The 21,473-nt window shown below is 69.9% G+C and carries 27 protein-coding genes; 15 read left to right on the top strand and 12 right to left on the bottom strand.

Annotated elements, in window-relative coordinates:
- Nucleotides 1–247: hypothetical protein (locus tag Q7S93_RS12535; protein WP_304714238.1), on the bottom strand; the 247-nt coding region annotated here is incomplete at its 3' end.
- 43 nt (nucleotides 248–290) lie between these two features.
- On the bottom strand, nucleotides 291–1,211 hold the full coding sequence (locus Q7S93_RS12530; protein WP_304714237.1) for an HpcH/HpaI aldolase/citrate lyase family protein: 921 nt from the start codon (nucleotides 1,209–1,211) through the stop codon (nucleotides 291–293).
- A gap of 52 nt (nucleotides 1,212–1,263) precedes the next feature.
- Between Q7S93_RS12530 and Q7S93_RS12525 the strand changes: the two genes are divergently transcribed.
- Entirely contained in the window at nucleotides 1,264–1,647 is a 384-nt protein-coding gene (locus tag Q7S93_RS12525; RefSeq protein WP_304714236.1) for a DUF2237 family protein, read from the top strand.
- Between the two features lie 6 nt (nucleotides 1,648–1,653).
- Here the strand turns inward: Q7S93_RS12525 and thpR are convergent, their stop codons facing one another.
- Complete coding sequence (gene thpR / locus Q7S93_RS12520; RefSeq protein ID WP_304714235.1) at nucleotides 1,654–2,190, bottom strand: RNA 2',3'-cyclic phosphodiesterase; 537 nt, start codon at nucleotides 2,188–2,190, stop codon at nucleotides 1,654–1,656.
- Nucleotides 2,191–2,509: 319 nt separating this feature from the next.
- Here thpR and Q7S93_RS12515 point away from each other — a divergent pair, with 319 nt between their 5' ends.
- Nucleotides 2,510–3,262 (top strand): Bax inhibitor-1/YccA family protein, encoded by a 753-nt coding sequence (locus Q7S93_RS12515; RefSeq protein ID WP_304714234.1) that lies wholly within the window; start codon nucleotides 2,510–2,512, stop codon nucleotides 3,260–3,262.
- Nucleotides 3,263–3,350: 88 nt separating this feature from the next.
- Here the strand turns inward: Q7S93_RS12515 and Q7S93_RS12510 are convergent, their stop codons facing one another.
- The 3 genes from Q7S93_RS12510 to ftsY all read right to left on the bottom strand — a co-directional run bounded on the left by Q7S93_RS12510 (nucleotide 3,351) and on the right by ftsY (nucleotide 5,586).
- Nucleotides 3,351–3,956, bottom strand: coding sequence for a MarR family winged helix-turn-helix transcriptional regulator (locus tag Q7S93_RS12510; RefSeq protein WP_304714233.1), 606 nt, complete (start codon nucleotides 3,954–3,956; stop codon nucleotides 3,351–3,353).
- Nucleotides 3,957–4,063: 107 nt separating this feature from the next.
- Nucleotides 4,064–4,654, bottom strand: coding sequence for an inner membrane-spanning protein YciB (locus Q7S93_RS12505; RefSeq protein ID WP_304714232.1), 591 nt, complete (start codon nucleotides 4,652–4,654; stop codon nucleotides 4,064–4,066).
- Nucleotides 4,651–5,586: a signal recognition particle-docking protein FtsY gene (gene ftsY / locus Q7S93_RS12500; RefSeq protein ID WP_304714231.1), complete on the bottom strand. Its 936-nt coding sequence runs from the start codon at nucleotides 5,584–5,586 to the stop codon at nucleotides 4,651–4,653. Before ftsY ends, Q7S93_RS12505 begins: the two co-directional genes overlap by 4 nt.
- A gap of 95 nt (nucleotides 5,587–5,681) precedes the next feature.
- Here ftsY and Q7S93_RS12495 point away from each other — a divergent pair, with 95 nt between their 5' ends.
- The gene (locus Q7S93_RS12495; RefSeq protein WP_304714230.1) at nucleotides 5,682–6,317 is read left to right on the top strand and encodes a trimeric intracellular cation channel family protein; all 636 of its coding nucleotides are present in this window, start codon (nucleotides 5,682–5,684) and stop codon (nucleotides 6,315–6,317) included.
- A 43-nt stretch (nucleotides 6,318–6,360) separates the two neighbouring features.
- On the opposite strand, the gene Q7S93_RS12490 is transcribed toward Q7S93_RS12495, so the two are convergent.
- Complete coding sequence (locus Q7S93_RS12490; protein ID WP_304714229.1) at nucleotides 6,361–6,927, bottom strand: DUF6886 family protein; 567 nt, start codon at nucleotides 6,925–6,927, stop codon at nucleotides 6,361–6,363.
- A gap of 167 nt (nucleotides 6,928–7,094) precedes the next feature.
- Between Q7S93_RS12490 and Q7S93_RS12485 the strand changes: the two genes are divergently transcribed.
- Genes Q7S93_RS12485 through Q7S93_RS12460 form a run of 6 tightly spaced genes read left to right on the top strand, consistent with a single transcriptional unit; the run spans nucleotide 7,095 to nucleotide 11,191 of the window.
- Complete coding sequence (locus tag Q7S93_RS12485) at nucleotides 7,095–8,084, top strand: adenosine kinase (protein WP_304714228.1); 990 nt, start codon at nucleotides 7,095–7,097, stop codon at nucleotides 8,082–8,084.
- 5 nt (nucleotides 8,085–8,089) lie between these two features.
- On the top strand, nucleotides 8,090–8,680 hold the full coding sequence (gene hisB / locus Q7S93_RS12480) for an imidazoleglycerol-phosphate dehydratase HisB (protein WP_304714227.1): 591 nt from the start codon (nucleotides 8,090–8,092) through the stop codon (nucleotides 8,678–8,680).
- A 27-nt stretch (nucleotides 8,681–8,707) separates the two neighbouring features.
- Entirely contained in the window at nucleotides 8,708–9,352 is a 645-nt protein-coding gene (gene hisH, locus Q7S93_RS12475; protein ID WP_304714226.1) for an imidazole glycerol phosphate synthase subunit HisH, read from the top strand.
- Nucleotides 9,349–10,071: a 1-(5-phosphoribosyl)-5-[(5-phosphoribosylamino)methylideneamino]imidazole-4-carboxamide isomerase gene (gene hisA / locus Q7S93_RS12470; protein ID WP_304714225.1), complete on the top strand. Its 723-nt coding sequence runs from the start codon at nucleotides 9,349–9,351 to the stop codon at nucleotides 10,069–10,071. The genes hisH and hisA overlap by 4 nt, the downstream gene beginning before the upstream one ends.
- Entirely contained in the window at nucleotides 10,071–10,871 is an 801-nt protein-coding gene (hisF, locus tag Q7S93_RS12465; protein WP_304714224.1) for an imidazole glycerol phosphate synthase subunit HisF, read from the top strand. Before hisA ends, hisF begins: the two co-directional genes overlap by 1 nt.
- The gene (locus Q7S93_RS12460; RefSeq protein WP_304714223.1) at nucleotides 10,868–11,191 is read left to right on the top strand and encodes a phosphoribosyl-ATP diphosphatase; all 324 of its coding nucleotides are present in this window, start codon (nucleotides 10,868–10,870) and stop codon (nucleotides 11,189–11,191) included. The genes hisF and Q7S93_RS12460 overlap by 4 nt, the downstream gene beginning before the upstream one ends.
- 67 nt (nucleotides 11,192–11,258) lie before the next feature.
- On the opposite strand, the gene Q7S93_RS12455 is transcribed toward Q7S93_RS12460, so the two are convergent.
- Nucleotides 11,259–11,945, bottom strand: a complete 687-nt coding sequence (locus Q7S93_RS12455; RefSeq protein WP_304714222.1) for a response regulator transcription factor — start codon at nucleotides 11,943–11,945, stop codon at nucleotides 11,259–11,261.
- Between the two features lie 57 nt (nucleotides 11,946–12,002).
- Between Q7S93_RS12455 and Q7S93_RS12450 the strand changes: the two genes are divergently transcribed.
- Entirely contained in the window at nucleotides 12,003–12,506 is a 504-nt protein-coding gene (locus Q7S93_RS12450; RefSeq protein ID WP_304714221.1) for a L,D-transpeptidase family protein, read from the top strand.
- A 217-nt stretch (nucleotides 12,507–12,723) separates the two neighbouring features.
- Here the strand turns inward: Q7S93_RS12450 and Q7S93_RS12445 are convergent, their stop codons facing one another.
- Nucleotides 12,724–13,407 carry a YggS family pyridoxal phosphate-dependent enzyme gene (locus Q7S93_RS12445; RefSeq protein ID WP_304714220.1) on the bottom strand — a complete coding sequence of 228 codons (684 nt, stop codon included), beginning with the start codon at nucleotides 13,405–13,407 and terminating at the stop codon, nucleotides 12,724–12,726.
- Here Q7S93_RS12445 and Q7S93_RS12440 point away from each other — a divergent pair.
- Complete coding sequence (locus Q7S93_RS12440) at nucleotides 13,406–14,035, top strand: thiamine phosphate synthase (protein ID WP_304714219.1); 630 nt, start codon at nucleotides 13,406–13,408, stop codon at nucleotides 14,033–14,035. The two genes, Q7S93_RS12445 and Q7S93_RS12440, sit on opposite strands and share 2 nt — an antisense overlap.
- Before the next feature lie 10 nt (nucleotides 14,036–14,045).
- Here Q7S93_RS12440 and Q7S93_RS12435 read toward each other — a convergent pair whose 3' ends face one another.
- Nucleotides 14,046–14,381, bottom strand: coding sequence for an NtrZ family periplasmic regulatory protein (locus Q7S93_RS12435; protein WP_304714218.1), 336 nt, complete (start codon nucleotides 14,379–14,381; stop codon nucleotides 14,046–14,048).
- A gap of 306 nt (nucleotides 14,382–14,687) precedes the next feature.
- Here Q7S93_RS12435 and Q7S93_RS12430 point away from each other — a divergent pair, with 306 nt between their 5' ends.
- From Q7S93_RS12430 to holA, 4 genes are all read left to right on the top strand, one after another.
- Entirely contained in the window at nucleotides 14,688–15,170 is a 483-nt protein-coding gene (locus Q7S93_RS12430; RefSeq protein ID WP_304714240.1) for a DUF3576 domain-containing protein, read from the top strand.
- Nucleotides 15,171–15,284: 114 nt separating this feature from the next.
- Entirely contained in the window at nucleotides 15,285–17,864 is a 2,580-nt protein-coding gene (gene leuS, locus Q7S93_RS12425; RefSeq protein WP_304714217.1) for a leucine--tRNA ligase, read from the top strand.
- Between the two features lie 3 nt (nucleotides 17,865–17,867).
- Complete coding sequence (lptE, locus tag Q7S93_RS12420) at nucleotides 17,868–18,371, top strand: LPS assembly lipoprotein LptE (protein WP_304714216.1); 504 nt, start codon at nucleotides 17,868–17,870, stop codon at nucleotides 18,369–18,371.
- Nucleotides 18,372–18,384: 13 nt separating this feature from the next.
- On the top strand, nucleotides 18,385–19,437 hold the full coding sequence (gene holA / locus Q7S93_RS12415; RefSeq protein WP_304714215.1) for a DNA polymerase III subunit delta: 1,053 nt from the start codon (nucleotides 18,385–18,387) through the stop codon (nucleotides 19,435–19,437).
- A 242-nt stretch (nucleotides 19,438–19,679) separates the two neighbouring features.
- Here the strand turns inward: holA and Q7S93_RS12410 are convergent, their stop codons facing one another.
- Nucleotides 19,680–20,597: a ParB/RepB/Spo0J family partition protein gene (locus tag Q7S93_RS12410; RefSeq protein WP_304714239.1), complete on the bottom strand. Its 918-nt coding sequence runs from the start codon at nucleotides 20,595–20,597 to the stop codon at nucleotides 19,680–19,682.
- Between the two features lie 17 nt (nucleotides 20,598–20,614).
- Nucleotides 20,615–21,460, bottom strand: a complete 846-nt coding sequence (locus tag Q7S93_RS12405; protein ID WP_304714214.1) for a ParA family protein — start codon at nucleotides 21,458–21,460, stop codon at nucleotides 20,615–20,617.
- Nucleotides 21,461–21,473: the final 13 nt, after the last annotated feature.

Genomic DNA, 21,473 nt, shown 5'->3' with positions numbered 1-21,473 from the left:
CTGTCGGCGTGGGGGCTGGGGCGGGCGCAGGCTGCGCCACCGGGCTCGGAGCCGCGGGCGGCGATGCGGGCGTCACCGGGGTCGGGGCGACCTCGGCGGCGCCGGGCGCCGTGCTCACCGGGCCGTCGCCATTCAGCAGGTCGCCGATGGGATCGCCGTCCTGGGCCAGGGCGGGCGCGCAGAGGAGACCGGCGACCAGGAAGCCGGCCAGGAGCGGCTGGCGAAACGTCTCGGCGATCGGTCCCATGGCGTGGCTCCTGTGTGGCCGCTGGTCTGGCCCTGGTCTTCGATCAGGCGGGGTCGCCCGGCGCCGGCGACGCCGCTTCGATGGCGCGGGCCACGGCGATCAGGCGCAGAGCTTCGTCCAGGTGCAACCGCTCGACCATGCGGCCCTCCACCCGGATCACGCCCCTAGACGTATTTTCAGGCAAATCAAAGGCCTCCGCCACCTTGTGCGCCCAGTCCACGGCCTCGGGATCGGGGGTGAAGGCCCGGTTGGCGGTCTCGATCTGGCGGGGGTGAATCAGCGTCTTGCCGTCGAAACCGAAGGCGGCGCCTTGCGCGCACTGGCGGGCCAGGCCCGGATCGTCGTCAATGGCGTTATAGACCCCGTCCAGGATCACAAGTCCGTGCGCCCGGGCCGCCGCCACCATCAGCGACAGGGGCGCGAGCAGGGGCGCGCGGTCCACATCGGGACGGCAGCGCATCTCCTTGGCCAGGTCGTTGGTCCCGGCCACCAGGGTGGTCAGGCGGTGTTCGGCCGCCGCCGCCGCCAGGGGCTCCAGGCGAAACAGCGCCGCGCAGGTCTCGACCATGGCCCAAAGCGCCACGCCGGGCGGCAGGCCCTGCGCATAGGGGGCCAGGTCCTCCGGGCCATCGATCTTGGGGACCAGGATGGCGTCGGGCGCGGCGGCGATGGCGGCGGCGAGGTCGGCCTCGCCCCATTCGGTGGCCAGGCTATTGATGCGGATCACCACTTCGCGGGCGCCAAACCCGCCGGCCGCCACCACGGCGCAGGCGGCCTCGCGGGCCTCGGTCTTGGCGTCGGGGGCGACGGCGTCCTCCAGGTCGAGGATGACCACGTCGCAGGCCAGGGTCCGCGCCTTGTCCATGGCCCGGGGGTTGGCCGCGGGCATGTAGAGGGCGCTGCGGCGCGGCCGGACGGCCGAACCGGGCTCGGCCCGGGGCTCAAAGGCGGAAGGCGGTCTCATGGATGCGGGACTCCCTTGGCGCAGCCTCCGTCTTAGCGTCTAGAATGGCGCCATGACCATCCGATACGACGCCGACGCCTTGAACGTCCTGGGGGGCGAGCTGCAACGCTGCTCGATGGACCCGGTGACGGGCTTTTTCCGCAACGGCTGTTGCGAGACCGGGCCCCATGACCTGGGGCTGCACACGGTCTGCGCGGTGATGACGGCGGAGTTCCTGGCCTATTCCCGGTCGGTGGGCAACGACCTCTCGACCCCTGTGCCCGAGAGCGGTTTTCCAGGGCTTCGCCCCGGCGACCGCTGGTGCCTGTGCGCGCCCCGCTGGAAGGAGGCCCTGGACGCCGGCTGCGCCCCGCAGGTGGTGCTGGAGGCGACCCACGAGGAGACCCTGGCCATCGTGACCCTGGGCGTCCTGCGCGACCACGCCGCGACGGTCTGAGCCGCCTCAGACCAGGGGATAGTCCTTCTCCAGGCGGTAGGCCGGCCCGGACGCCCCGCGCCGGCTGGAATAGAGGCCAAAGCTCGCCACGCCGAAGGGCGGCGACTTCAGCAGGTTGTGCCGCTGGATCCAGGCCGCCACGTCGGCGGGATCGGGCCGCGACAGATAGGCCAGGGTGACATGGGGCCGGTAGACGCGGCGGTCGGGCGCCAGCCCGGCCCGCCGGGCGGCGGCCTCGCAGCGGCCCGCCAGCTGTCTCAGCGCCGCGTTCTCCGCCACCCCGGCCCAGATGGCGTGGATCTCGCGGCCCTCCCCAAAGGCGCCGACGCCCTCGAGTTCCAGCTGCAGGGGCCGGCCGGTGACGCAGCCCAGCTCGGCGTCCAGGTCGTCGGCCTGGTTCTCGGGGATTTCGCCAAAGAAGCGCAGGGTGACGTGGAGGGCCTCGGCCGGGCGCCAGCGGGCGCCGGGCAGGTCGTGCTGCCGGGTCCCCAGGACGTCGGCGACATCCTCGGGCACGGCCAGGGCGGCGAAGAGACGGAGCATGGGCGGAGTCTAGACCACCCTGCCGGGCGCCACCAACCCGGGAGAGGCGCCGCCCAACTCGACGCCGCGTCCCTCGGGCTTGACCGAGGGCCCATGCGCACAGGCCCCTGGCCGGTGTTCATGGATGGCCCGGTCAAGCCGGGCCAAGACGGAAGGGGGAGGTGCGGCTGTTTCGTCCACCCCCACAGCCGACCATCTCGCCAGTGGAACCAACGATTTCCCCTGGCCGCTTACCGGTTATCCTTGTCAGGAGGCCCCCGGGTCCCGATATTAGAACAGCGTCCGATCATGGACGCGCACAAGAAAGGGCTTTGCCTCGATGAGCGACTTCAACCGTGCCCACGCGCGCTCGATCCCCGCGGATCGCGCCGACATGTCGGTGGATGCGGGTCTTCGCGCTTTCATGCTTGGCGTCTACAACAAGGTGGCGCTTGGCCTCGTCGTGTCGGCCGTTCTGGCCTTCGTGACCGGTCAATATCCCCCTGTCCGCGACCTGATGTATACGGTGACGCCGGACGGACGCCTGGCCGGAATGACCGTCCTTGGGATGATTGTGGCCTTTGCGCCGCTGGCCGTGATGCTGTTCGGGGCCTTCGCCCTGAAGAACGCCACGCCGAAATCCTCCGGGATGCTCTACTGGACCATCGTCGCCCTGATCGGGGCGGGCATGGGCGTGCTGACCCTCGTCTACACCGGCGCATCCATCGCCTCGACCTTCCTGATCACCGCCGCGGCATTCGGCGGCCTGTCGCTGTTCGGCTACACCACCAAGAAGGACCTGACCGCCTTCGGCAGCTTCCTGATCGTCGGCCTGATCGGCCTGGTGATCGCCATGGTGGTGAACATGTTCATCCAGAGCTCGATGATGGGCTTCATCATCAGCATCCTGGGCGTGCTGATCTTCGCGGGCCTGATCGCCTTCGACACCCAGCGTCTGAAGATGACCTACTACCAGCTGGGCGGCGACCAGGCGGCCATGGGCGTGGCGACCAACTACGGCGCGCTGAGCCTGTACATCAACTTCATCAACCTGTTCCAATTCCTGCTGGCCATCTTCGGCGACCGCCGCTAGGCCCAGCAGACACCTCAAACGACGAAGCCCCGGCGCTCACCCGCCGGGGCTTTTTCTTTGGGCCGGACCTGTGTGACCAAGGCGCCGATCAGGCCGCCTTCTTGGCCTTCTTCTTCTTCTTGCTGTCGCCCTTGCCCGCGCCCTTGGCGGCCTTGTCCTTCTTGGCCTTGGGCGCCTTGGGGGGTTTGGCGGCCTTGGCCGGCTTCTCAGGCGCCTCGGCCGAGGCCTCGCCGGCGGCGACCATCTGGCGGAGCTGGGCCAGGAAGGTGTCGCGCTTCGACGCGCCGATCAGCCGCATCAGCCGGGCGTCGGCCTGGGCCATCAAGGGCTGGGCCTGGGCCAGGATCGCGCGGCCCTCCGGCGTCAAATGGACGGCGTTGGCCCGGGCGTCGGCCTGGGAGCGCTCCCGGGCCAGCAGGCCCTTGGCGATCATCCGGGCGGCCATGTCGGCCAGGGTGGAGCGGTCGATGCCGGTGGCCCGCACCAGGTCGGTCTGGGTCAGCCCCTCCTGGGCCTCCACCGCGGCCAGGACGGCGAACTGGCGCTGGGTCAGGTCGCTGGCGCCGAACACATCGGCATAGATGTCGAGGGAGACCTGCAGGGCCCGGTGCAGGAGATGGCTGGGCGAGCGGTCCAGGGCCGGAACCCCGTCGGCCTCGGCGGCGGCGCCGTCCTGGGTCTTGTCCTTCGCCATCGGCCCGCCCCCTTTGCGATCATCCCGATTGCGCAAAGACTATAGGCCTTCTGCGTCGCTTTGACGACGGAACGTCCGTGGGCGGCGGAAGGCCAGGGGCCGAGCGCTCAACCTGGGCTGGGCGGCGGCGGCGGCTCTTCGGTCTTGGCGTGTTTCATCATCAGCGGCACCTGGCTGAACGAGAAGACCAGCCCCAGGATCATCAGGCCGGGCATGCGGAACAGCACCCAGACCTCATTGCTCTGGGTGCGCCAGACCACCTCGTTCAGGACGGCGATGGCGACGAAATAGAGGCCGTAATTGAAGGTCAGCTTGCGCCAGGCCTCGTCCGGCAGCTGCAGCGCGGTGCCCAGCATCATCTTCAGCGGGCTCTTGCCCAGGGCCAGGCCCCCCAGCAGGCCGGCCCCGAAGATCAGGTTCATGATGGTCGGCTTGATCTTCACGAACATCTCGTCCTGGAAGATCAGGGTCAGGCCGCCGAAGAACAGCGCCGCCCCCCCGGAAATGGCCGGGATCGGCGCGATCCGCCGCTCGAAGATCAGGCCTATGACCAGGGCCAGCGCCGAGCCGGCCACCAGCCACCAGGTGGCCGCGATCAGGTCGCGGCCGGTCAGGAAGAAGCCCGCCAGGAAGGCCAGCAGGCCGCCGTAATCGACGACGAAGCGAACCAGTCTGTGGGCGCCGGGCGACAGGGTCATTGGGTCTCCAGTCCCACCAGGGAGCGGGCGAAGGCGCGGGGCTCGAAGGGTTGCAGATCATCCACCCCCTCGCCAACCCCGATCAGCTTGATGGGCGAGTCCGACGCCTGGGCCACCGGCACCAGCACCCCGCCCCGCGCCGTGCCGTCCAGCTTGGTCATGACGATGCCCGACACCCCGATCTGGTTGCCGAAGATGTTCTCCTGGGCCAGCGCATTGCGTCCCACCGTGGCGTCCAGCACCAGCAGGGTCTCGTGCGGCGCTTCGGGATCGACCTTCTTGAGCACACGGTTGATCTTCAGAAGCTCGTCCATCAGCCCCTGCTTGTTCTGCAGCCGGCCGGCGGTGTCGATCAGCAGGACGTCGTAATTCTCCGCCCGCGCCCGCTCGAGCGCGTCATAGGCCAGGCCCGCGGCGTCCGAGCCGGTGGGGCGCGACATGAAGTCGGCGCCGGCCCGCTGCGCCCACACCGCCAGCTGTTCGACCGCCGCGGCGCGGAAGGTGTCGCCGGCCGCCACCAGCACCTTGGCGCCCTGGCGGGTCAGGTCGGTGGCGATCTTACCGAGCGTCGTGGTCTTGCCCGAGCCGTTGACGCCGATGAACATCACCACATAGGGCTTGGGGCCGCTCAAGGGATCAAAGGTCCCCCGGCGGGCGGCCAGCTCCTCGCCGATGGCCTGGGCCAGCGCCTCCTTGATCTCGGTCTCGTCGGCGGTCTTGCCGAAGCGGGCCTCGGCGAAGCGGGCGGTGATCCGGGCGGCCGAATGGGGGCCGAGATCGGCCTCGATCAGCATCTCCTCCAGCTCGTCTAGCTTGGCCTGGTCGAGGGGCTGCTTGACGAAGCTCGCCACCACGGTCTCCGACATCTGCCGCGACGAGCGCGACAGGCCGGTGGTCAGCCGCTGAAGCCAGCCTTTCTTTTCCTGCGTCATGGGCCGCTTCTAGCGCTGGCCGCCCGCCCCGTCACGCGCCCTCGCAGGATCGCCGCCCGCGGGCTAGCATCGGCGCGAAGCTGGAGGAGTCGCAGATGGAGGACGGCCTGGGCGCGGCCCTTGTCTGGCTGGACTATGCCGCGGTGTTCGTGTTCGGCGCCTCGGGCGCCCTGGCCGCGGCCCGGCGCAAGCACGACATCGTCACCTTCACCTTCTTCGCCGCCGTCACCGGCGTCGGCGGCGGCACCCTGCGCGACCTGCTGATCGACGCCCCGGTCTTCTGGGTGGTGGCCCCGGAATATCTGATCGCCCCCCTGGCTGCGGCCCTGGCCGTCTGGCTGTTCGGGGCAGGGCCTGCGCGGCTGATCATCCTCACCTGGCTCGATGCGCTCGGGCTCTGCGCCTATGCGGTGATCGGCGCGGCCAAGGCCCTGGCCTTCGGGGTCCCCGCCGGCGCCGCGGTGGTGATGGGCGTCCTGACGGCCACCTTTGGCGGCGTGCTCCGCGATGTCCTGGCCGAGGAGCCCTCGGTGCTGCTCAAGCGGGAGATCTATGTCTCCGCCGCCCTGGTGGGCGCCGGGGTCTTCGTGGCGCTGAATGTGGCGGGCGTCCCCCAGATGCCCTCGGCGATGGCCGGCTTCGCCGTCGGCCTGGCCGTCCGCGCCGGCGCCATCCTCTTTCGCTGGTCCCTGCCCGGCTTCCCCGGCCGGGCGACGCCGGACGAGGATTAGGGCGGGCGCGCCCTGAGGGCCCCTGCCCCTGGGGTCGGCGGTCTCAGGCGTCGATCGTCCAGCCCCTGGCGTTGCGCAGGCGGAGGCCGCTGGCGTGCAGGCTGCTGTCCCAGACCGGGCGCAGATGGGTGAGGGTCTCGGTCAGACGAAGCTCGACGCCCGCCTCGCGCAGGGCGGCGGGCAGGTCGCTCAGCACGTCCCGGGCCAGCGGCGTCACCGCTTGGCGGGCCACCCACATGCCGGCGTCATCCAGGCTCTCGAAGGGCTCATGCGGCAGGACATAGCGATAGAGGGTCCCGGCCCGCAGCCGCTCCAGCCAGTCCCATTCCACATAGGCGAGAGCCTGGGCCGGACTGCCGCGGAACCACGCCGCCCGGTCGTCATCTGTGGTCGCGGGCGTCGCCCAGAGCAGGATGCGCGGGCAGTCCCGGGGAAACAGGTACATGGCCTGCCGCGCCGCCTCGATGGCCCAGACCAGCGGCCCGTTCAGCCAGGCCCGCCCCGGACCCCGCTCGGACGGGACGCGGACGGGGCGGGGCTCGAAGACGGCGATGCCCGGATCGTCGCTGAAGTGGTAGAGCTGCATGGGGCTGGAATAGCGCCCGATCATGACAGGCTGCGCAAGGTCGGCTGCGCAAGGCCGGGGCGCCGCGATCTTTGGCCCGGCCGCGGCCTTGCTTCACATTGCCCCGACTGTGCTTTCCCTGTAATCGGCGCCCGTTCCCTGATCATCGCCCACGATCATCGACGCCCAACGAGAAGAGAAATCCTCCCGCCATGACCGAGCTTTACGACGTCGCCGCCATCGGCAACGCCATTGTCGACGTGATCGCCCCGGCCGCCGAGGAGTTCCTCGCCGTCGAGGGCCTGTCCAAGGGCGCCATGATGCTGATCGACGAGGCGCGCGGGGTCGATCTCTACAGCCGCATGGCGCCGGGCGTCGAAACCTCCGGCGGCTCGGCCGGCAACACCGTGGCCGGGGTCGCCAGCTTCGGCGGCCGGGCGGCCTATCTGGGCAAGGTGGCCAAGGACCAGCTCGGCGACGTCTTCGCCCACGACATGCGCGCCCAAGGGGTCCGGTTCGACGTGGCGCCGCTGGCCGCCGGGCCGGCCACCGCCCGCTGCCTGATCAATGTGACGCCGGACGGCCAGCGCACCATGTGCACCTATCTGGGCGCGTCGACCGAGCTGACCGCCGACGATGTGGACGCCGCCATCGTCGAGGCCTCCAAGATCGTCTATCTGGAAGGCTATCTGTTCGACCCCCATGAGGCCCGCCGCGCCTTCGCCAAGGCCGCAGGCCTGGCCCGGGCCAATGGCCGCAAGATCGCGCTGACCCTGTCGGACGCCTTCGTGGTCGAGCGCCATCGCGGCGCCCTGATGGAGTTCATCGAGACCCAGGTGGACATCGTCTTCGCCAATGAGGCCGAGGTCTGCGCCCTGTTCGAGACCCCGGACTTCGACGCCGCGGTGGGCGCCCTGGCCGCCCGCACCGCCATCGCCGCAGTGACCCGCAGCGAAAAGGGCTCGGTCATCGCCGCCGGCGAGGCCCGCCACGAAATCTGGGCGGCGGCTGTGGACAAGGTGGTGGACACCACCGGCGCAGGGGATCAATACGCCGCCGGCTTCCTATATGGATTGGCGTATGATCGTTCTCTGGCGGTCTGCGGTCAGCTCGGCGCCCTGGCGGCGGCCGAGGTGATCTCCCATTACGGCCCGCGGCCGCAGGTCTCGCTCAAGGACCTGGCCGCTTCGAGAGGACTTTGAAGACCATGGCGCGCACGGCCGAGGTGGTCCGCAACACCAAGGAAACCCAGATCACGATCAGCGTCGATCTGGACGGGACCGGCGTGTCCGACGTCGAGACCGGCGTCGGCTTCTTCGACCACATGCTCGACGCCTTCGCCCGCCATGGCGGCATCGACCTGAAGGTCCGCACAAAGGGCGACCTGCACATCGACGCCCTCCACACGGTGGAGGACACCGGCATCGTGCTCGGCAAGGCGATCCACAAGGCGCTGGATTGCTTCAAGGGCGTCCGTCGGTTCGGCCATGCCTATATCCCCATGGACGAGACCCTGACCCGCTGCGCCATCGACCTGTCCAATCGCCCCTATCTGATCTGGAAGACCGCCTTCCGCACGCCGAAGATCGGCGAGATGGACACCGAGCTGTTCAAGGAATTCCACCACGCCTTCGCCATGAACTGCGGCGCCTGCGTGCATCTGGAGACCCTGTACGGCGAGAACAGCCACCACATCGCCGAGAGCGGGTTCAAGGCCCTGGCCCGGGCCCTGCGCACGGCCATCGAGATCGACCCCAAGACGGGCGGCCAGGCCCCCTCCACAAAGGGCGTGCTCTAGGGCGCCCCAAGGGTCTAAGGAACCGCTATGCAGACCGTCGCCCTGATCGACTACGGGTCGGGCAATCTCCGTTCGGCGCAGAACGCCCTCGAAAAAGCCGCCGGCTCAGCCTCCGGGGCTGCGCAGATTCGCGTCACCGCCGACCCTGAGACGGTGGCCGCCGCCGATCGCATCGTCCTGCCTGGGGTCGGGGCCTTCGCCGCCTGCCGCCAGGCGCTGATGGCGAGGCCAGGCCTGGTCGAGGCGGTCACAGAGGCCGTGCAGGGCCGGGGCGTCCCCTTCCTGGGGGTCTGTGTCGGCATGCAGCTCCTGGCCAGCCGCGGGCTGGAGTTCGGCGAGACCCCCGGCCTCGACTGGATCCCCGGCGAGGTCCGCCGTCTCGCGCCCGACAGCCCCGCCTGCAAGGTGCCGCACATGGGCTGGAACAGCCTGGACGACATCAGCCCCGCGGGCGCCGCCCTCGGCCTCGCCCCTGACGGGGCCATGTATTTCACCCACTCCTTCGCCTTCCACGCGGCCGATCCCGCCGATGTGGCCGCCTTCACCGACCATGGGGGCCGGTTCGCCGCCGCCGTGGCCAGGGGCAATGTGGCGGGGGTTCAATTCCACCCGGAGAAATCGCAGTCTGCCGGGCTTTCTCTCCTCGCGCGCTTTCTGGAGTGGCGACCTTGATCCTCTACCCGGCCATCGACCTCAAGGACGGCCAGTGCGTGCGCGTGCTGCACGGCGTCCTCGACACCGCCACGGTGTTCAACACCTCCCCCGCCGACCAGGCCCAGCAATGGGCCAATGCCGGCTTCCCCTGGATCCACGTGGTGGACCTGAACGGGGCCGTGGAAGGCAAGGCGGTCAATGCGGCCGCCGTGCAGGCCATCCTCGAGGCGGTCTCGGTGCCCGTGCAGCTGGGCGGCGGCATCCGCAGCCTGGCCGACATCGAGGGCTGGATCGAGGCCGGGGTCAGCCGGGTGATCCTCGGCACGCTGGCCGTGCGCGAGCCGCAGGTGGTGGTGGAAGCCGCCCGCCTGTGGCCTGAGCAGATCGCCGTCAGCGTCGATGTCCGCGGCGGCAAGGTGGCCGTGCAGGGCTGGACCGAGGATTCCGATCTCGACGCCGTCACCGTGGCCAAGCGGTTCGAGGACGCCGGGGTCAGCGCCCTGATCATCACCGACATCGTCCGCGACGGCGCGCTGACCGGCTTCAAGGTGGACGTGTTCGGGGCCATGGCCGATGCGGTGGACATCCCCGTCATCGCCGCCGGCGGGCTGGCCAGCGTCGAGGACATCCATCGCCTGCGGGCCCGCAAGGGTCGCCCGATCGCCGGCGCGGTCCTGGGCCGGGCCCTCTATACCGGGGCCATCAAGGCGCCCGAAGCCATCAAGGCGGCGGCCTGATGCTGAACCTGCGCGTCATCCCCTGCCTGGACGTCAAGGACGGCCGCGTGGTCAAGGGCGTGCAGTTCCTCTCCCTGCGCGACGCCGGCGATCCGGTGGAGCAGGCCAGCGCCTATGACGCGGCCGGGGCCGACGAGCTGATGTTCCTGGACATCACCGCCAGCCATGAGGGCCGCGGGGCCATTCTCGACGTGATCGCCCGCACGGCGGACGTCTGCTTCATGCCGCTCAGCGTCGGCGGCGGCATCCGTGCGGTGGACGACGCCCGGCGCCTGCTGCTGGCCGGCGCCGACAAGATCAGCGTCAACACCGCCGCCGTCGAAAACCCCGACCTGATCAGCGCCTGCGCCGACGCCTTCGGCTCGCAGGCGGTGGTCTGCGCCATCGACGCCAAGCGCGCCGAGGATGGCGCCTGGCGGGTCTTCATCTATGGCGGACGCAAGGACACCGGCCTGGACGTGGTCGACTATGCCCGCCTGGCGGTGGAGAAGGGCGCGGGCGAGATCCTGCTGACCTCCATGGACCGGGACGGCGCCAAGACCGGCTACGACATCGAACTGCTGCGCGCCGTCACCTCGGCGGTCAGCGTGCCGGTGATCGCCTCGGGCGGCGCGGGCTCCGCCGCCCACATGGTGGAAGCCGCCACCCAAGGGGGCGCCGACGCCGTGCTGGCCGCCTCCATCTTCCATTTCGGCGAGGTGTCCATCGGCGAGGTCAAGCAGGCCATGATCGCCGCCGGCCTGCCCGCCCGCCTGACCGGGGCGGAGATGCGCCGCGACGCCGCCGAGGCCTTTTCATGAGCCGGCTGGCGCAGGTGCTGACCCGTCTTTCAGCGGTGATCGAGAGCCGCAAGGGCGGCGATCCGGCCGCCTCCTACACCGCCCGTCTGCTCAGCGACCCGTCCCTGGCGGCCAAGAAGCTGGGCGAAGAAGCCGTCGAGACGGTGATCGCCGCCGTGCAGGACGACGCCGACGCCCTGGCCGCCGAGAGCGCGGATCTGCTCTACCACTGGCTGGTGGTGCTGGCCGCCGCCGGCGTGCCCCTGGACAAGGTGGCCGCCAAGCTCGAAGCCCGCGAAGGGGTCTCCGGCCACGCCGAAAAGGCCGGGCGCGAGGCCTGAGCTCAGAGCGCGTTCCGATAAGTGGGAACCGGTTATCGGCGCGAAACGCGCTCAAGCCCTAGAGAATCTAGGGCGCCAGCCGGTAGCCGCCGGCCTCGGTCAGCAGCAGGCGGGCATTGCCCGGGTCCGGCTCGATCTTCTGGCGCAGGCGATAGACGTGGGTTTCCAGGGTGTGGGTGGTGACGCCGGCGTTGTAGCCCCAGACCTCGGCCAGAAGCTCCTCCCGCGAGACCGACTTGTCGCCGGCCCGGTAGAGGTACTTCAGGATGTTGGTCTCCTTCTCGGTGAGCCGGATCTTGCGCTCGTTCTCGTCCACCAGGATCTTGGCCGAGGGCCGGAACTCATAGCCGCCGAGCTGGAACACCGCGCCCTCGGACTGCTCGTGGCTGCGCAGCTGGGCGCGGATGCGGGCCAGCAGCACGGCGAACCGATAGGGCTTGGTGACATAGTCGTTGGCCCCGGCCTCCAGCCCCTGGACCGTGTCCTCGTCCGAGGACGCCGCCGTCAGCATGATCACCGGGGCGGCCAGGCCCTGGTCGCGGAGCGCCTTGCAGACCTCGCGGCCGTTCATGTCCGGCAGGTCGACGTCCAGCAGCACCAGGTCCGGGCGGCTTTCCTGGGCCAGGCGAACGCCCTCGGCGCCGGTGGCCGCCTCGACAGCGATGAACTCGTCATTCAGTTGGAGTTGTTCGGCGACGGCGCCGCGCAGGTCGTCGTCGTCGTCGATGATCAGTAGGGTCTTTCTTTGCGCCATGGGGCAGAACATGCACCGTATCGCCCTCTCCGGGCAAAGACATTTGGGGGCCGGACCTTGATCTTCCACGCCGATTCCAGCGGCCGTTTCCGGGCCGGCGATGATCTGATGACCTGCGCCATTGGCCGCGGCGGCATGGCGCCGGCGCCCGACAAGCGCGAGGGGGACGGGGTCTCCCCCATCGGAATCTGGCCCCTGCGCTACGTCCTCTATCGCCCCGACCGCGGTCCGGCGCCGACCACCGCCCTGCCCGTACGGCCGACCGCGCCGGAGGACGGCTGGTGCGATGACCCGACCCATCCCGACTATAACCGCCAGGTGAAGCGCCCCTTCGCCGCCAGTCACGAAGCCCTGTGGCGGGAGGACGGGCTCTACGACCTGGTGGTGGTGCTGGGCCACAATGACGACCCGCCCGTGGCCCCCCTGGGCTCGGCCATCTTCCTGCACCTGGCCAAGCCGGACTACGCCCCCACCGAGGGCTGCATCGCCCTGTCGCGGGATGATCTGACGGCGGTGCTAGGCCGGGCCGCCCCCGGCGACGCCCTGGCGATCGAGGCCTGAGGGCCTGCGGCGATCGCCGGACGACGGTGGCGTCTTTCCGCTCATACCTCTCCACCGTCATGGCCCGGCTTGACCGGGCCATCCATGAACACCGGCGGACGACCGTGCGCATGGGCCCTCGGGTCAAGCCCGAGGGTGACGGAAGAAGAAACGGCTAGAGCGCGTTCCGATAAGTGGGAACCGGTTATCGGAACAAAACGCGCTCAAGACTTAGAGTTTACAGCCTGATGCCCGGCGCGCGGGCCCCGAACAGGGCCGAGCCCACCCGCACGCTGGTGGCGCCAAACCGCACCGCGGTTTCGAAATCCCCGCTCATCCCCATGGAGAGCCGCGAAAGGCCGTTCCGGGCGGCGATCTTGGCCAGCAGGGCGAAGTGCGGCCCCGGCGGCTCATCGGCCGGCGGAATGCACATCAGCCCCTCGATCTCCAGGCCATAGGTCGCCCGGCATAGGGCGATGAAGGCGTCGGCCGCATCGGGCAGGGCGCCGGCCTTCTGGGGCTCCTCGCCGGTATTGACCTGCACATAGAGGCGCAGGGCCTTGCCCTGGGCCTGGATCTCATCGGCCAGCGCCTTGGCCAGGCGTTCGCGGTCCAGGGTCTCGATGACGTCGAAAAAGGCCACGGCGTCCTTGGCCTTGTTGGTCTGCAAGGGGCCGATCAACCGCAGCTCGACGCCATCGCGGTGATCGGTCCAGCGCCCTTGCACCTCCTGCACCCGGTTTTCGCCGAAGATTGTCTGGCCCGCCGCCAGCACCTGGGCCACAGGCTCCCAGGGCTGTTGCTTGGAGACCGCCACCAGGGTCACATCGGCAGGCTCGCGGCCGGCGGCTCGCGCGGCGCGGGCGATCCTGGCCAGCACATCGGCGCGGGCGGCGGCACAATCGAAGGGGGCGTCGGGCATGGCGGGGGATTTCGGCTTCTGGGACCTGCGGCGGACTGCATGGTCCTTAAGCCGCCGGGCGCGGGCGCAAAACCCCCTGCCGCCGCTTCTGCTGTTCACCGACCCGGTGCGGACCCCCGATCCCGTCGCCGCGGCCGGTATCCTGCCGCCCGGGGCCGCCGTGATTTACCGGGCCTTCGGCGCCGCCGACGCCCTGGCGGTGGCGAGCGCCCTGCGCCAGGCGACGCGGGCTCGGGGGGTGAAGCTGCTGATCGGCGCCGATCCGGCCCTGGCCCGCGCGGTGGGGGCCGACGGCGTCCACCTGCCCGAACGCCTGGCCCACACGGCGCGCGCCCTGCGCCAGGCCCAGCCCCGCTGGCTGGTGACGGCGGCGGCCCACAGCCTGCCGGCCGCTCGCAGGGGCCTGGCCCATGGCGCCCAGGCCGTGGTGGTCTCAGCCATCTTTCCCAGCGCCAGCGCCAGCGCCGGCGCCCCGCTCGGCCCGGTCCGGCTGGCCGCCCTGGTCCGCGCCGCCGGCGGCCCGGTCTATGCGCTCGGCGGAATCAACGCGAAAAACGCCCGGCGGCTGTTGGCCTCGGGCGTTGTGGGTCTGGCGGCGGTGGAGGGGCTTTCGCCCGGAAAGCTGTAGAGCTTCAGCGCTAGAACTTCAGGGCCGTCTCGAGGCGCACCCGCGGGGCGGCGTCGGTGGGCTGGGTCTTCTTGAAGGCCGGCTCGTCCTTCTCCCCCAGGGCGACGGCGCCGCCGACGCGGAGGCTCGGCGTCACGCTGAAGAAGGCGCCGGCCTGCACGTCGTTCAGCTGCACGTCGCGGCCGGTGGGCTGGTCCAGATCGAGGGACACGCCCCAACGGCCGTTCTGCACGCCCCACTTCAGGGTCTTTCCCCCCTGAGGCAGAGCTTCGCTGCGGACGGTGAAATCGACGCCTTTCGGCTTGGCGGCCTGGGCGTGCGCCATCGTCGACCCCAGAAGGGTCATGACACTCGCCAACAAAACCGTCGTCCGGAAGGACATTTTCACCGTCTAAGGGCCCCCTGCGCCCCGCAGGCGCCGATCAGGTGGTCCGATCCGCGCCGTCTTTTCGATTAGAGGTCCCTGAACGCGCCGGTCAACCGGGCGATGCGCGACTCCGGCCCCCGGCTGCACAATGGCCCATTCATGTGGCGCCAGGGCCACGTGATTCCTGTTTGGCGCCTGCAGTCTGGTTGTTATAGAGGGCGCGGACGCGGGGGCGGCGCTGCGGCGTGATCACGACGCGGAAATTATCACTGGAGACGGATGAACATGCCGTTTGTGCGCGGAGCTCGCCTTTCTAAGATCTCTGCCGGCGTCCTGGCGCTTAGCCTGGTTTCGCTGTCGGCCTGCGCCTCGCGCGGGAATGACGATGGCGGTTTCCGCCTGTTCGGCCGCGGCGGCGCCGCGGACACCGCCCCGGCCGCCTCCATTTCGGTCAATGGCTATCTGTGGCGCGCCAGCCTCGACACCCTGGCCTTCATGCCCCTGGTGTCGGCCGACCCCTATGGCGGCCTGATCATCACCGACTGGTACTCCAGCGCCGAGCTGCCCAATGAGCGGTTCAAGGCCACGGTCTACATCCTGGACTCCCGCCTGCGGGCCGACGGCCTGAACGTGGCCCTGTTCAAGCAGGTCCGCGGCGCTGACGGTCAGTGGACCGACGCCCAGCCCTCGCCCCAGACCGAGGTGGACCTGGAGAACGCCATCCTGACCCGGGCTCGCCAGCTTCGACTTTCGAACATCCGGGGCTGACGCCCCGGGGCGCGTTCAGCCTGCCAGATCGAACGCGCCGTCCCTGCCGTGGCCGGCGCGCCCATAAAGGCTCGCCGGTCTTCGTTTCCTACAAGATCGTGAAGGCTGCCAGTCATGGCGCGCTATAATCCCAAGGACGTCGAGCCCAAGTGGCGCAAGGCCTGGACCGACGCCGAGGTCTTCAAGGCTGAGATCAAGCCCGACCAGCCGAAATACTATGTGCTGGAGATGTTCCCCTATCCGTCGGGGCGTCTGCACATGGGCCATGTACGCAACTATGCCCTGGGGGACGTGGTGGCGCGGTTCAAGCGGGCCCGCGGCTTCAACGTCCTGCATCCCATGGGCTGGGACGCCTTTGGCCTGCCGGCCGAGAATGCGGCCATGGAGCGCGGCGTCGATCCCCGCGGCTGGACCTATCAGAACATCGCCCGGATGCAGGACGAGCTGAAGCAGCTCGGCCTCTCCATCGACTGGAGCCGGGAATTCGCCACCTGCGACGTGGAATACTACGGCAAGCAGCAGTCCTGGTTCCTGGACCTGCTGGCCCGCGGCCTGGTCTATCGCCGGGAGGGCGTGGTCAACTGGGATCCCGTGGACCAGACCGTCCTGGCCAATGAGCAGGTGGTGGACGGCCGCGGCTGGCGCTCGGGCGCGGTGGTGGAGAAGCGCAAGCTGAACCAGTGGTTCATGCGCATCACCGACTATGCCGATGAGCTGATCGACGACCTGAAGACCCTGGACCGCTGGCCCGACAAGGTCCGGCTGATGCAGGAGAACTGGATCGGCCGCTCCAAGGGCCTGAAGTTCGCCTTCCCCTGGGCGGGCGGGGCCCCAGCCGGCTTCGAAGACGGCCTGAACGTCTACACCACCCGGCCCGACACCCTCTATGGGGCGAGCTTCGTGGGCATTGCGCCGGACCACCCCCTGGCCGAGCAGCTGGCCGCCGCCGATCCCAAGGTGGCCGCCTTCATCGCCGAGTGCCGCAAGGGCGGGGCCAGCGCCGCCGAGATCGAGACCGCCGAGAAGATCGGCTACGCGACCGGCCTCACCGTCGCCCATCCCTTCGACCCCGACTGGAAGCTGCCGGTCTGGATCGCCAACTTCATCCTGATGGACTACGGCACGGGCGCCATCTTCGCCTGCCCGGCCCACGACCAGCGCGACCTGGACTTCGCCCGCAAATACGACCTGCCGGTGAAGCCCGTGGTCCTGCCGCCGGGGGAAGCGCCCGACACCGTCCGCGTCGGGACCGAGGCCTATACGGGTCCCGGCGTGATCTTCAATTCGGCCTTCCTGGACGGCCTGGACATCGAGGCCGCCAAGGCCTGCGCCATCGCCAGGATCGAAGAGCTGGGCCTGGGCGAAGGCGCCACCGTCTATCGCCTGCGCGACTGGGGCGTGGCGCGCCAGCGGGGCTGGGGCTGCCCGGTGCCGGTGATCCACTGCCCCAAGTGCGGCGTGGTCCCCGTGCCCAAGGACCAGCTGCCCGTCGCCCTGCCCGCTGACCTGGAGTTCGGCAAGCCCGGCAACGCCCTGGACCGCCACCCCACCTGGAAGCATGTGGACTGCCCGACCTGCGGCGGGGCCGCGACGCGGGAGACCGACACCCTGGACACCTTCGTGGACTCGTCCTGGTACTTCGCCCGCTTCACCGACACCACCGCCGCCGAACCCATCAACAAGGCCGCCGCCGACTACTGGCTGCCGGTCGACCAGTATGTGGGCGGAATCGAGCACGCCGTCCTGCACCTGCTCTATGCCCGCTTCGTCACCAAGGCCCTGGCCGATGAGGGCATGCTGTCGGTGCGCGAGCCCTTCGCCGGCCTTTTTACGCAAGGCATGGTCACCCACGAGACCTATCGCCGGGGGTCCGGCGAATGGCTGGAGCCGGGCGATGTGGAGATCGAAACCACCGGCAATACCCGCCGCGCCGTCCTGGCGGCCACCGGCGAAGAGGTGACGATCGGCGACGTCGAGAAGATGTCGAAGTCCAAGAAGAACACCGTGGCGCCGCAGGAGATCTTCGAGGTCTATGGCGTCGACGCCGCGCGCCTGTTCGTCCTGTCCGACAGCCCGCCCGAGCGCGACACCCAGTGGTCCAATTCCGGCGTCGAGGGCGCCTGGCGCTTCGTCAACCGGGTCTGGGCCGAGTTTGAAAGCCAGCCGGGCGCCGTCCCCGCCGCCGCGCCGGACGAGGCCGCCCAGGCCCTGACCCGGGCCAGCCACCGGCTGATCAAGGCCATGACCGAGGCGGTGGACGATTTCCGGTTCAATTCCGGCATCGCCCGCCTGTACGAATTCCTCAATGTTCTCAAGGCTAACCCGGCTCAGGGCGCCAGTCCTGCGGTGCTGGCGGCCCGCCACGAGGCCCTGTCGGTCTTCGCCCGGCTGGTGGCGCCCTTCACCCCCCACCTGGCCGAGGAATGCTGGGCGACCATCGGCGGGCAAGGTCTGGTGGCTGTCGCGCCCTGGCCCGACTATGATCCCGCCCTGGCGGAGGACTCCGTCAAGGTCCTGCCCGTGCAGGTCAACGGCAAGCGCCGCGGCGAGATCAGCGCGCCCGCCGGGGCCGAGCCGGCCGATGTGGAGAAGATGGTGCTTGACGACCCGGAGATCGCACGGCGCCTTGAGGGCCTGACCATCCGCAAGGTGATCGTGGTCAAGGACCGTATCGTCAACATCGTGGCCAACTAGGTGATGACCAGACCCCTCCGCCTCACCGGCGTCCTGGCGCTCAGCCTCGCGACGCTGGCCCTCTCGGCCTGCGGCTTCCGGCCCCTCTACGCCGATCCGGGCGTCACCCTTGGTCTGTCCGACATCGACGTGGCCAGCCCCCGCGGCCGGGCCGGCTACCTGGTCACCGAGGCGCTGAACGATGCGCTCGCCACACGGCCTGGCGCCTCGGCCTGGCGTCTGGATCTCGACCTGGCCGAGCAGCGGTTCCCCCGCGGCCTTCGGGTGGACAATGTGGCCACCCGCTACGAATACGTGCTGACGGCGGCCTATACCTTGCGGGTCGGCGCCACCGGCGCGCCCGCCAAGACCGGCCGCGTCCGGGTCGAGCTGACCTACGATTCCGCCGACCAGCCCTACGCCTCCATCACCGCCCAGCAGGACGCCCAGGATCGGGCCGCCGCCGAGGTCGCCCGGCGCATCCAGCTGGAACTGGCCACCTGGTTCGCCGAGCAGGCGGGATCCTGAGGACAGGCCGGCCATGATCCTCAGCCGCCGGCCGGACGTCGAACGCTTCCTGGCCAAGCCCGACGCCGCCATGCGCGGGGCGGTGATCTATGGCCGCGACATCGGCGTGGTGCGGGAGCGGGCCAGCCAGTTGGCCGGCAAGGTCGTGCCCAATCCCGACGATCCCTTCGATGTCGCCCTGCTGACCGACGGGGACATTGATGGCGACGCCGGGCGGCTGGACAATGAGCTGGCCTCCCAGTCCCTGATGGGCGGCCGGCGCCTGGTGCGCCTGAAGCTCTCCAGCGAAAAGGCCAGCCTGGACAAGATGGCGGCTGAGGCCATGAAGGGCCATGTGGACGGCGCCTTCAATCCCGAAGCCTTCTTCCTGATCGAGGCGGGCGCGCTCGGGCGCGACTCCGCCCTGCGCAAGATCGCCGAGAAGGCGCCCGCCTGCGCCGTCATCCCCTGTTACGAGGACGAGCCCGGCGACATGGCGCGCCTGGTGCGCGAAGCCCTGAACGCCGAGGGCGTGGGGCTGAACACCGAGGCGCTCACTCTGTTTGTCGGCCGCCTGCCCAAGGATCGCGGCGTGGCCCGCCAGGAGATTGAGCGGCTGATCCTCTATCTCGGCCCCCGCAGCGGGACCACCGCCACGCCCAAGGACCTGGACGACTTCCTGGGCGTCGAGCCTGAGGCCTCCCTGGCCGACGCCGCCTCGGACGCCTTTGGCGGCCGTATCGCAGAGGCCCAGAGCGGCCTGCGCCGGGCTGCGGCCGAGGGCGAGAGCGGGCCGGCCGCCGTGCGGGCCATCAGCCAGCACCTCGCCCGCCTGCGCCGCACGCTCACCCTGGTCAAGAGCGGGGCTGGCCTGCCCGAGGCCGCCAAGGCGTCGGGGGTGTTCTGGAAGAGCGAGCGGGAATTCCTGCGTCAGGCCCGCGCCTGGAGCCTGGAGACCCTCGACGCCGTCCAACCCGAGGTCCTGGCCGCCGACCGGGCCTGCAAGACCACCGGCAGCCCCGACCGCCTGATCGCCGAACGCCTCGCCCTGACCATCGCCGCCCGCGCCCGGCGGATGGGGTTGTAGGCCAAAGCGCCCCCGCATCACCCTCGGCTAGTCCCGAGGGCCCCTATCGAGGGCGGGCGCAAGCGGCGCGAGGGATCCTGGGCACAGGACCCAGGGTGACGGCGTTGGGCTGAGGGCTTGGCGCCCGCTGGCGCAGAAAGAGAGGAACCACAAAGAGCACGAAGATCACCAAGACGCCGCGCGGCGCCTTCGTGTCCTTTGTGTCCTTCGTGGTCGACCTTCTTGGCGCTTCGCGCCTCGGATCAGCCCGTGCGGGACAGTCTCCGGCAGAGGTCGTCCAGCTGTTCCAGGGTCTTGTAGCTGATCTTCAGCTCGCCGGCGCCGCCGCGGTCGGCGATCTGGACCGTCAGACCCAGCACCTCGGCCAGGTCGTTCTCCAGGGCCAGGGTGTCGGTGTCCTTGTCGGCCGAACCGCCACCGCCGCTGCGCCCGCCGCCGCGGGTTGCGGGCTCAGCGCCCTTGCGCGCCAGGGCCTCGGTCTCCCGCACCGACAGCCCCTTGGCCATGACCTGCTCGGCCAGGGCCTCGGCCTTGTCCGAGGTGATCAGGGCCCGGGCGTGGCCGGCCGAAAGCTTGCCCTCCACCACCAGGTTCAGCACCGAGCCGGGCAGGGTCAGCAGCCGCAACATGTTGGCCACATGGCTGCGGCTCTTGCCCACCACCTTGGCCACCATCTCCTGACTGCGGCCAAACCGGGCGATCAGCACCTCATAGCCGCGGGCCTCGTCGATGGGATTGAGGTCGGCCCGCTGGACGTTCTCGACGATGGCGATTTCCATCACCTGCAGGTCGTCCAGCTCGCGGACCACGACGGGCACATTGTGCAGGCCAACCCTCTGGGCCGCCCGCCAGCGCCGCTCGCCGGCGACGATCTCGAAGCGGCCATTGGGTTTGGGCCGCACCAGAATCGGTTGCAGCACGCCCCGTTCGCGGATCGAGTCGGTCAGCTCCTCCATGTCCTCGTCGAGGAACACGGTGCGAGGCTGGGTCGGGTTTGCATCGACAAGATCGATGGGCAATTCACGCATCGGCCCAGGCGCCTGGGCGCCGCCGGCTTCCGACGCAGTGGCCGCGGCGGCCGCGCCGTCGGCGTTCTCGTCTTCAGCCTCGCCCAACAGGGCCGACAGGCCCCGGCCCAGGCCCCTGCGGTTTTCCGCCATGCTCATCTTCCCAATTCTCAGGCGGCCTTGACGCGCCGCTGGCGCTCGCGGACCACGACTTCGCGGGCCAGCTTCAGATAGGCCTGGCTGCCCGCGCATTTCAGATCATAGACCAGCACCGGCTTGCCGAAGGACGGCGCCTCCGACACCCGGACATTGCGGGGGATGACGGTGTCGTAGACCTTCTTGCCGAAGTGCTCGCGCACGTCGCTGGCCACCTGCTCGGACAGGCTGTTGCGCCGATCATACATGGTCAGCACCACGCCCTGGATCTCCAGGGCCGGATTGAGGCTGCCCCGCACCAGCTCGACGGTGCGCATCAGCTGGGTCAGGCCTTCGAGCGCGAAGAACTCGCACTGCAGGGGCACCAGGACGGCGTCGGCGGCGGTCATGGCGTTGACGGTCAGCAGGTTCAGGGACGGCGGGCAGTCGATCAGGACATAGGTGAAGTCCCCCTCCCGGCGGATCTGCTCCAGGGCGTCGCGCAGCTTGAAGGAGCGCCGGCTCTGCGAGCCGATCTCCAGCTCGACGCCGGACAGGTCGGGATCTGCCGGAATGATGTAGAGCCCCGGCAGGTCGGTGGGGACGACGGCCTCCACCGCCGGCTTCTCCCCCATCAGCACGTCATAGAGGGTGGTCTTGCGCTTGGCCCGGCCGACGCCGAGACCGGTCGAGGCGTTGCCCTGCGGGTCGGAGTCGATCAGCAGCACCTTCTCGCCCACCGCGGCCAGGGCCGTGCCCAGATTGATGGCGGTGGTGGTCTTGCCCACCCCGCCCTTCTGGTTGGCGATCACCAGGACGCGGGCGCGGCTGGCGCCTGCGACGGCGGGCCTGGCCTCCTGAACCTCAGCTTCGGCGGACATGGATCTTGTTCCT

The organism is Phenylobacterium sp. (genome assembly GCF_030646615.1).
In the GTDB taxonomy this organism is placed as follows: domain Bacteria; phylum Pseudomonadota; class Alphaproteobacteria; order Caulobacterales; family Caulobacteraceae; genus Phenylobacterium.
The sequence above is the reverse complement of the archived record's forward strand: the minus strand, read 5'-3'. Positions and strand labels throughout refer to the sequence as shown.

What these genes read in the sequence shown, in the direction of transcription:
- Q7S93_RS12525 (WP_304714236.1), top strand. Translation starts at nt 1,264, where the DNA reads ATGACCATCCGATACGACGCCGACGCCTTGAACGTCCTGGGGGGCGAG.
- Q7S93_RS12505 (WP_304714232.1), bottom strand. Translation starts at nt 4,654, where the DNA reads ATGACCCTGTCGCCCGGCGCCCACAGACTGGTTCGCTTCGTCGTCGAT.
- Q7S93_RS12530 (WP_304714237.1), bottom strand. Translation starts at nt 1,211, where the DNA reads ATGAGACCGCCTTCCGCCTTTGAGCCCCGGGCCGAGCCCGGTTCGGCC.
- leuS (WP_304714217.1), top strand. Translation starts at nt 15,285, where the DNA reads ATGGCGCGCTATAATCCCAAGGACGTCGAGCCCAAGTGGCGCAAGGCC.
- Q7S93_RS12495 (WP_304714230.1), top strand. Translation starts at nt 5,682, where the DNA reads ATGGAGGACGGCCTGGGCGCGGCCCTTGTCTGGCTGGACTATGCCGCG.
- Q7S93_RS12460 (WP_304714223.1), top strand. Translation starts at nt 10,868, where the DNA reads ATGAGCCGGCTGGCGCAGGTGCTGACCCGTCTTTCAGCGGTGATCGAG.
- thpR (WP_304714235.1), bottom strand. Translation starts at nt 2,190, where the DNA reads ATGCTCCGTCTCTTCGCCGCCCTGGCCGTGCCCGAGGATGTCGCCGAC.
- lptE (WP_304714216.1), top strand. Translation starts at nt 17,868, where the DNA reads ATGACCAGACCCCTCCGCCTCACCGGCGTCCTGGCGCTCAGCCTCGCG.
- holA (WP_304714215.1), top strand. Translation starts at nt 18,385, where the DNA reads ATGATCCTCAGCCGCCGGCCGGACGTCGAACGCTTCCTGGCCAAGCCC.
- Q7S93_RS12485 (WP_304714228.1), top strand. Translation starts at nt 7,095, where the DNA reads ATGACCGAGCTTTACGACGTCGCCGCCATCGGCAACGCCATTGTCGAC.
- Q7S93_RS12515 (WP_304714234.1), top strand. Translation starts at nt 2,510, where the DNA reads ATGAGCGACTTCAACCGTGCCCACGCGCGCTCGATCCCCGCGGATCGC.
- hisH (WP_304714226.1), top strand. Translation starts at nt 8,708, where the DNA reads ATGCAGACCGTCGCCCTGATCGACTACGGGTCGGGCAATCTCCGTTCG.
- Q7S93_RS12405 (WP_304714214.1), bottom strand. Translation starts at nt 21,460, where the DNA reads ATGTCCGCCGAAGCTGAGGTTCAGGAGGCCAGGCCCGCCGTCGCAGGC.
- ftsY (WP_304714231.1), bottom strand. Translation starts at nt 5,586, where the DNA reads ATGACGCAGGAAAAGAAAGGCTGGCTTCAGCGGCTGACCACCGGCCTG.
- Q7S93_RS12440 (WP_304714219.1), top strand. Translation starts at nt 13,406, where the DNA reads ATGGCGGGGGATTTCGGCTTCTGGGACCTGCGGCGGACTGCATGGTCC.
- Q7S93_RS12430 (WP_304714240.1), top strand. Translation starts at nt 14,688, where the DNA reads ATGCCGTTTGTGCGCGGAGCTCGCCTTTCTAAGATCTCTGCCGGCGTC.
- Q7S93_RS12410 (WP_304714239.1), bottom strand. Translation starts at nt 20,597, where the DNA reads ATGGCGGAAAACCGCAGGGGCCTGGGCCGGGGCCTGTCGGCCCTGTTG.
- Q7S93_RS12455 (WP_304714222.1), bottom strand. Translation starts at nt 11,945, where the DNA reads ATGGCGCAAAGAAAGACCCTACTGATCATCGACGACGACGACGACCTG.
- Q7S93_RS12445 (WP_304714220.1), bottom strand. Translation starts at nt 13,407, where the DNA reads ATGCCCGACGCCCCCTTCGATTGTGCCGCCGCCCGCGCCGATGTGCTG.
- hisB (WP_304714227.1), top strand. Translation starts at nt 8,090, where the DNA reads ATGGCGCGCACGGCCGAGGTGGTCCGCAACACCAAGGAAACCCAGATC.
- Q7S93_RS12510 (WP_304714233.1), bottom strand. Translation starts at nt 3,956, where the DNA reads ATGGCGAAGGACAAGACCCAGGACGGCGCCGCCGCCGAGGCCGACGGG.
- hisF (WP_304714224.1), top strand. Translation starts at nt 10,071, where the DNA reads ATGCTGAACCTGCGCGTCATCCCCTGCCTGGACGTCAAGGACGGCCGC.
- Q7S93_RS12490 (WP_304714229.1), bottom strand. Translation starts at nt 6,927, where the DNA reads ATGATCGGGCGCTATTCCAGCCCCATGCAGCTCTACCACTTCAGCGAC.
- Q7S93_RS12435 (WP_304714218.1), bottom strand. Translation starts at nt 14,381, where the DNA reads ATGACCCTTCTGGGGTCGACGATGGCGCACGCCCAGGCCGCCAAGCCG.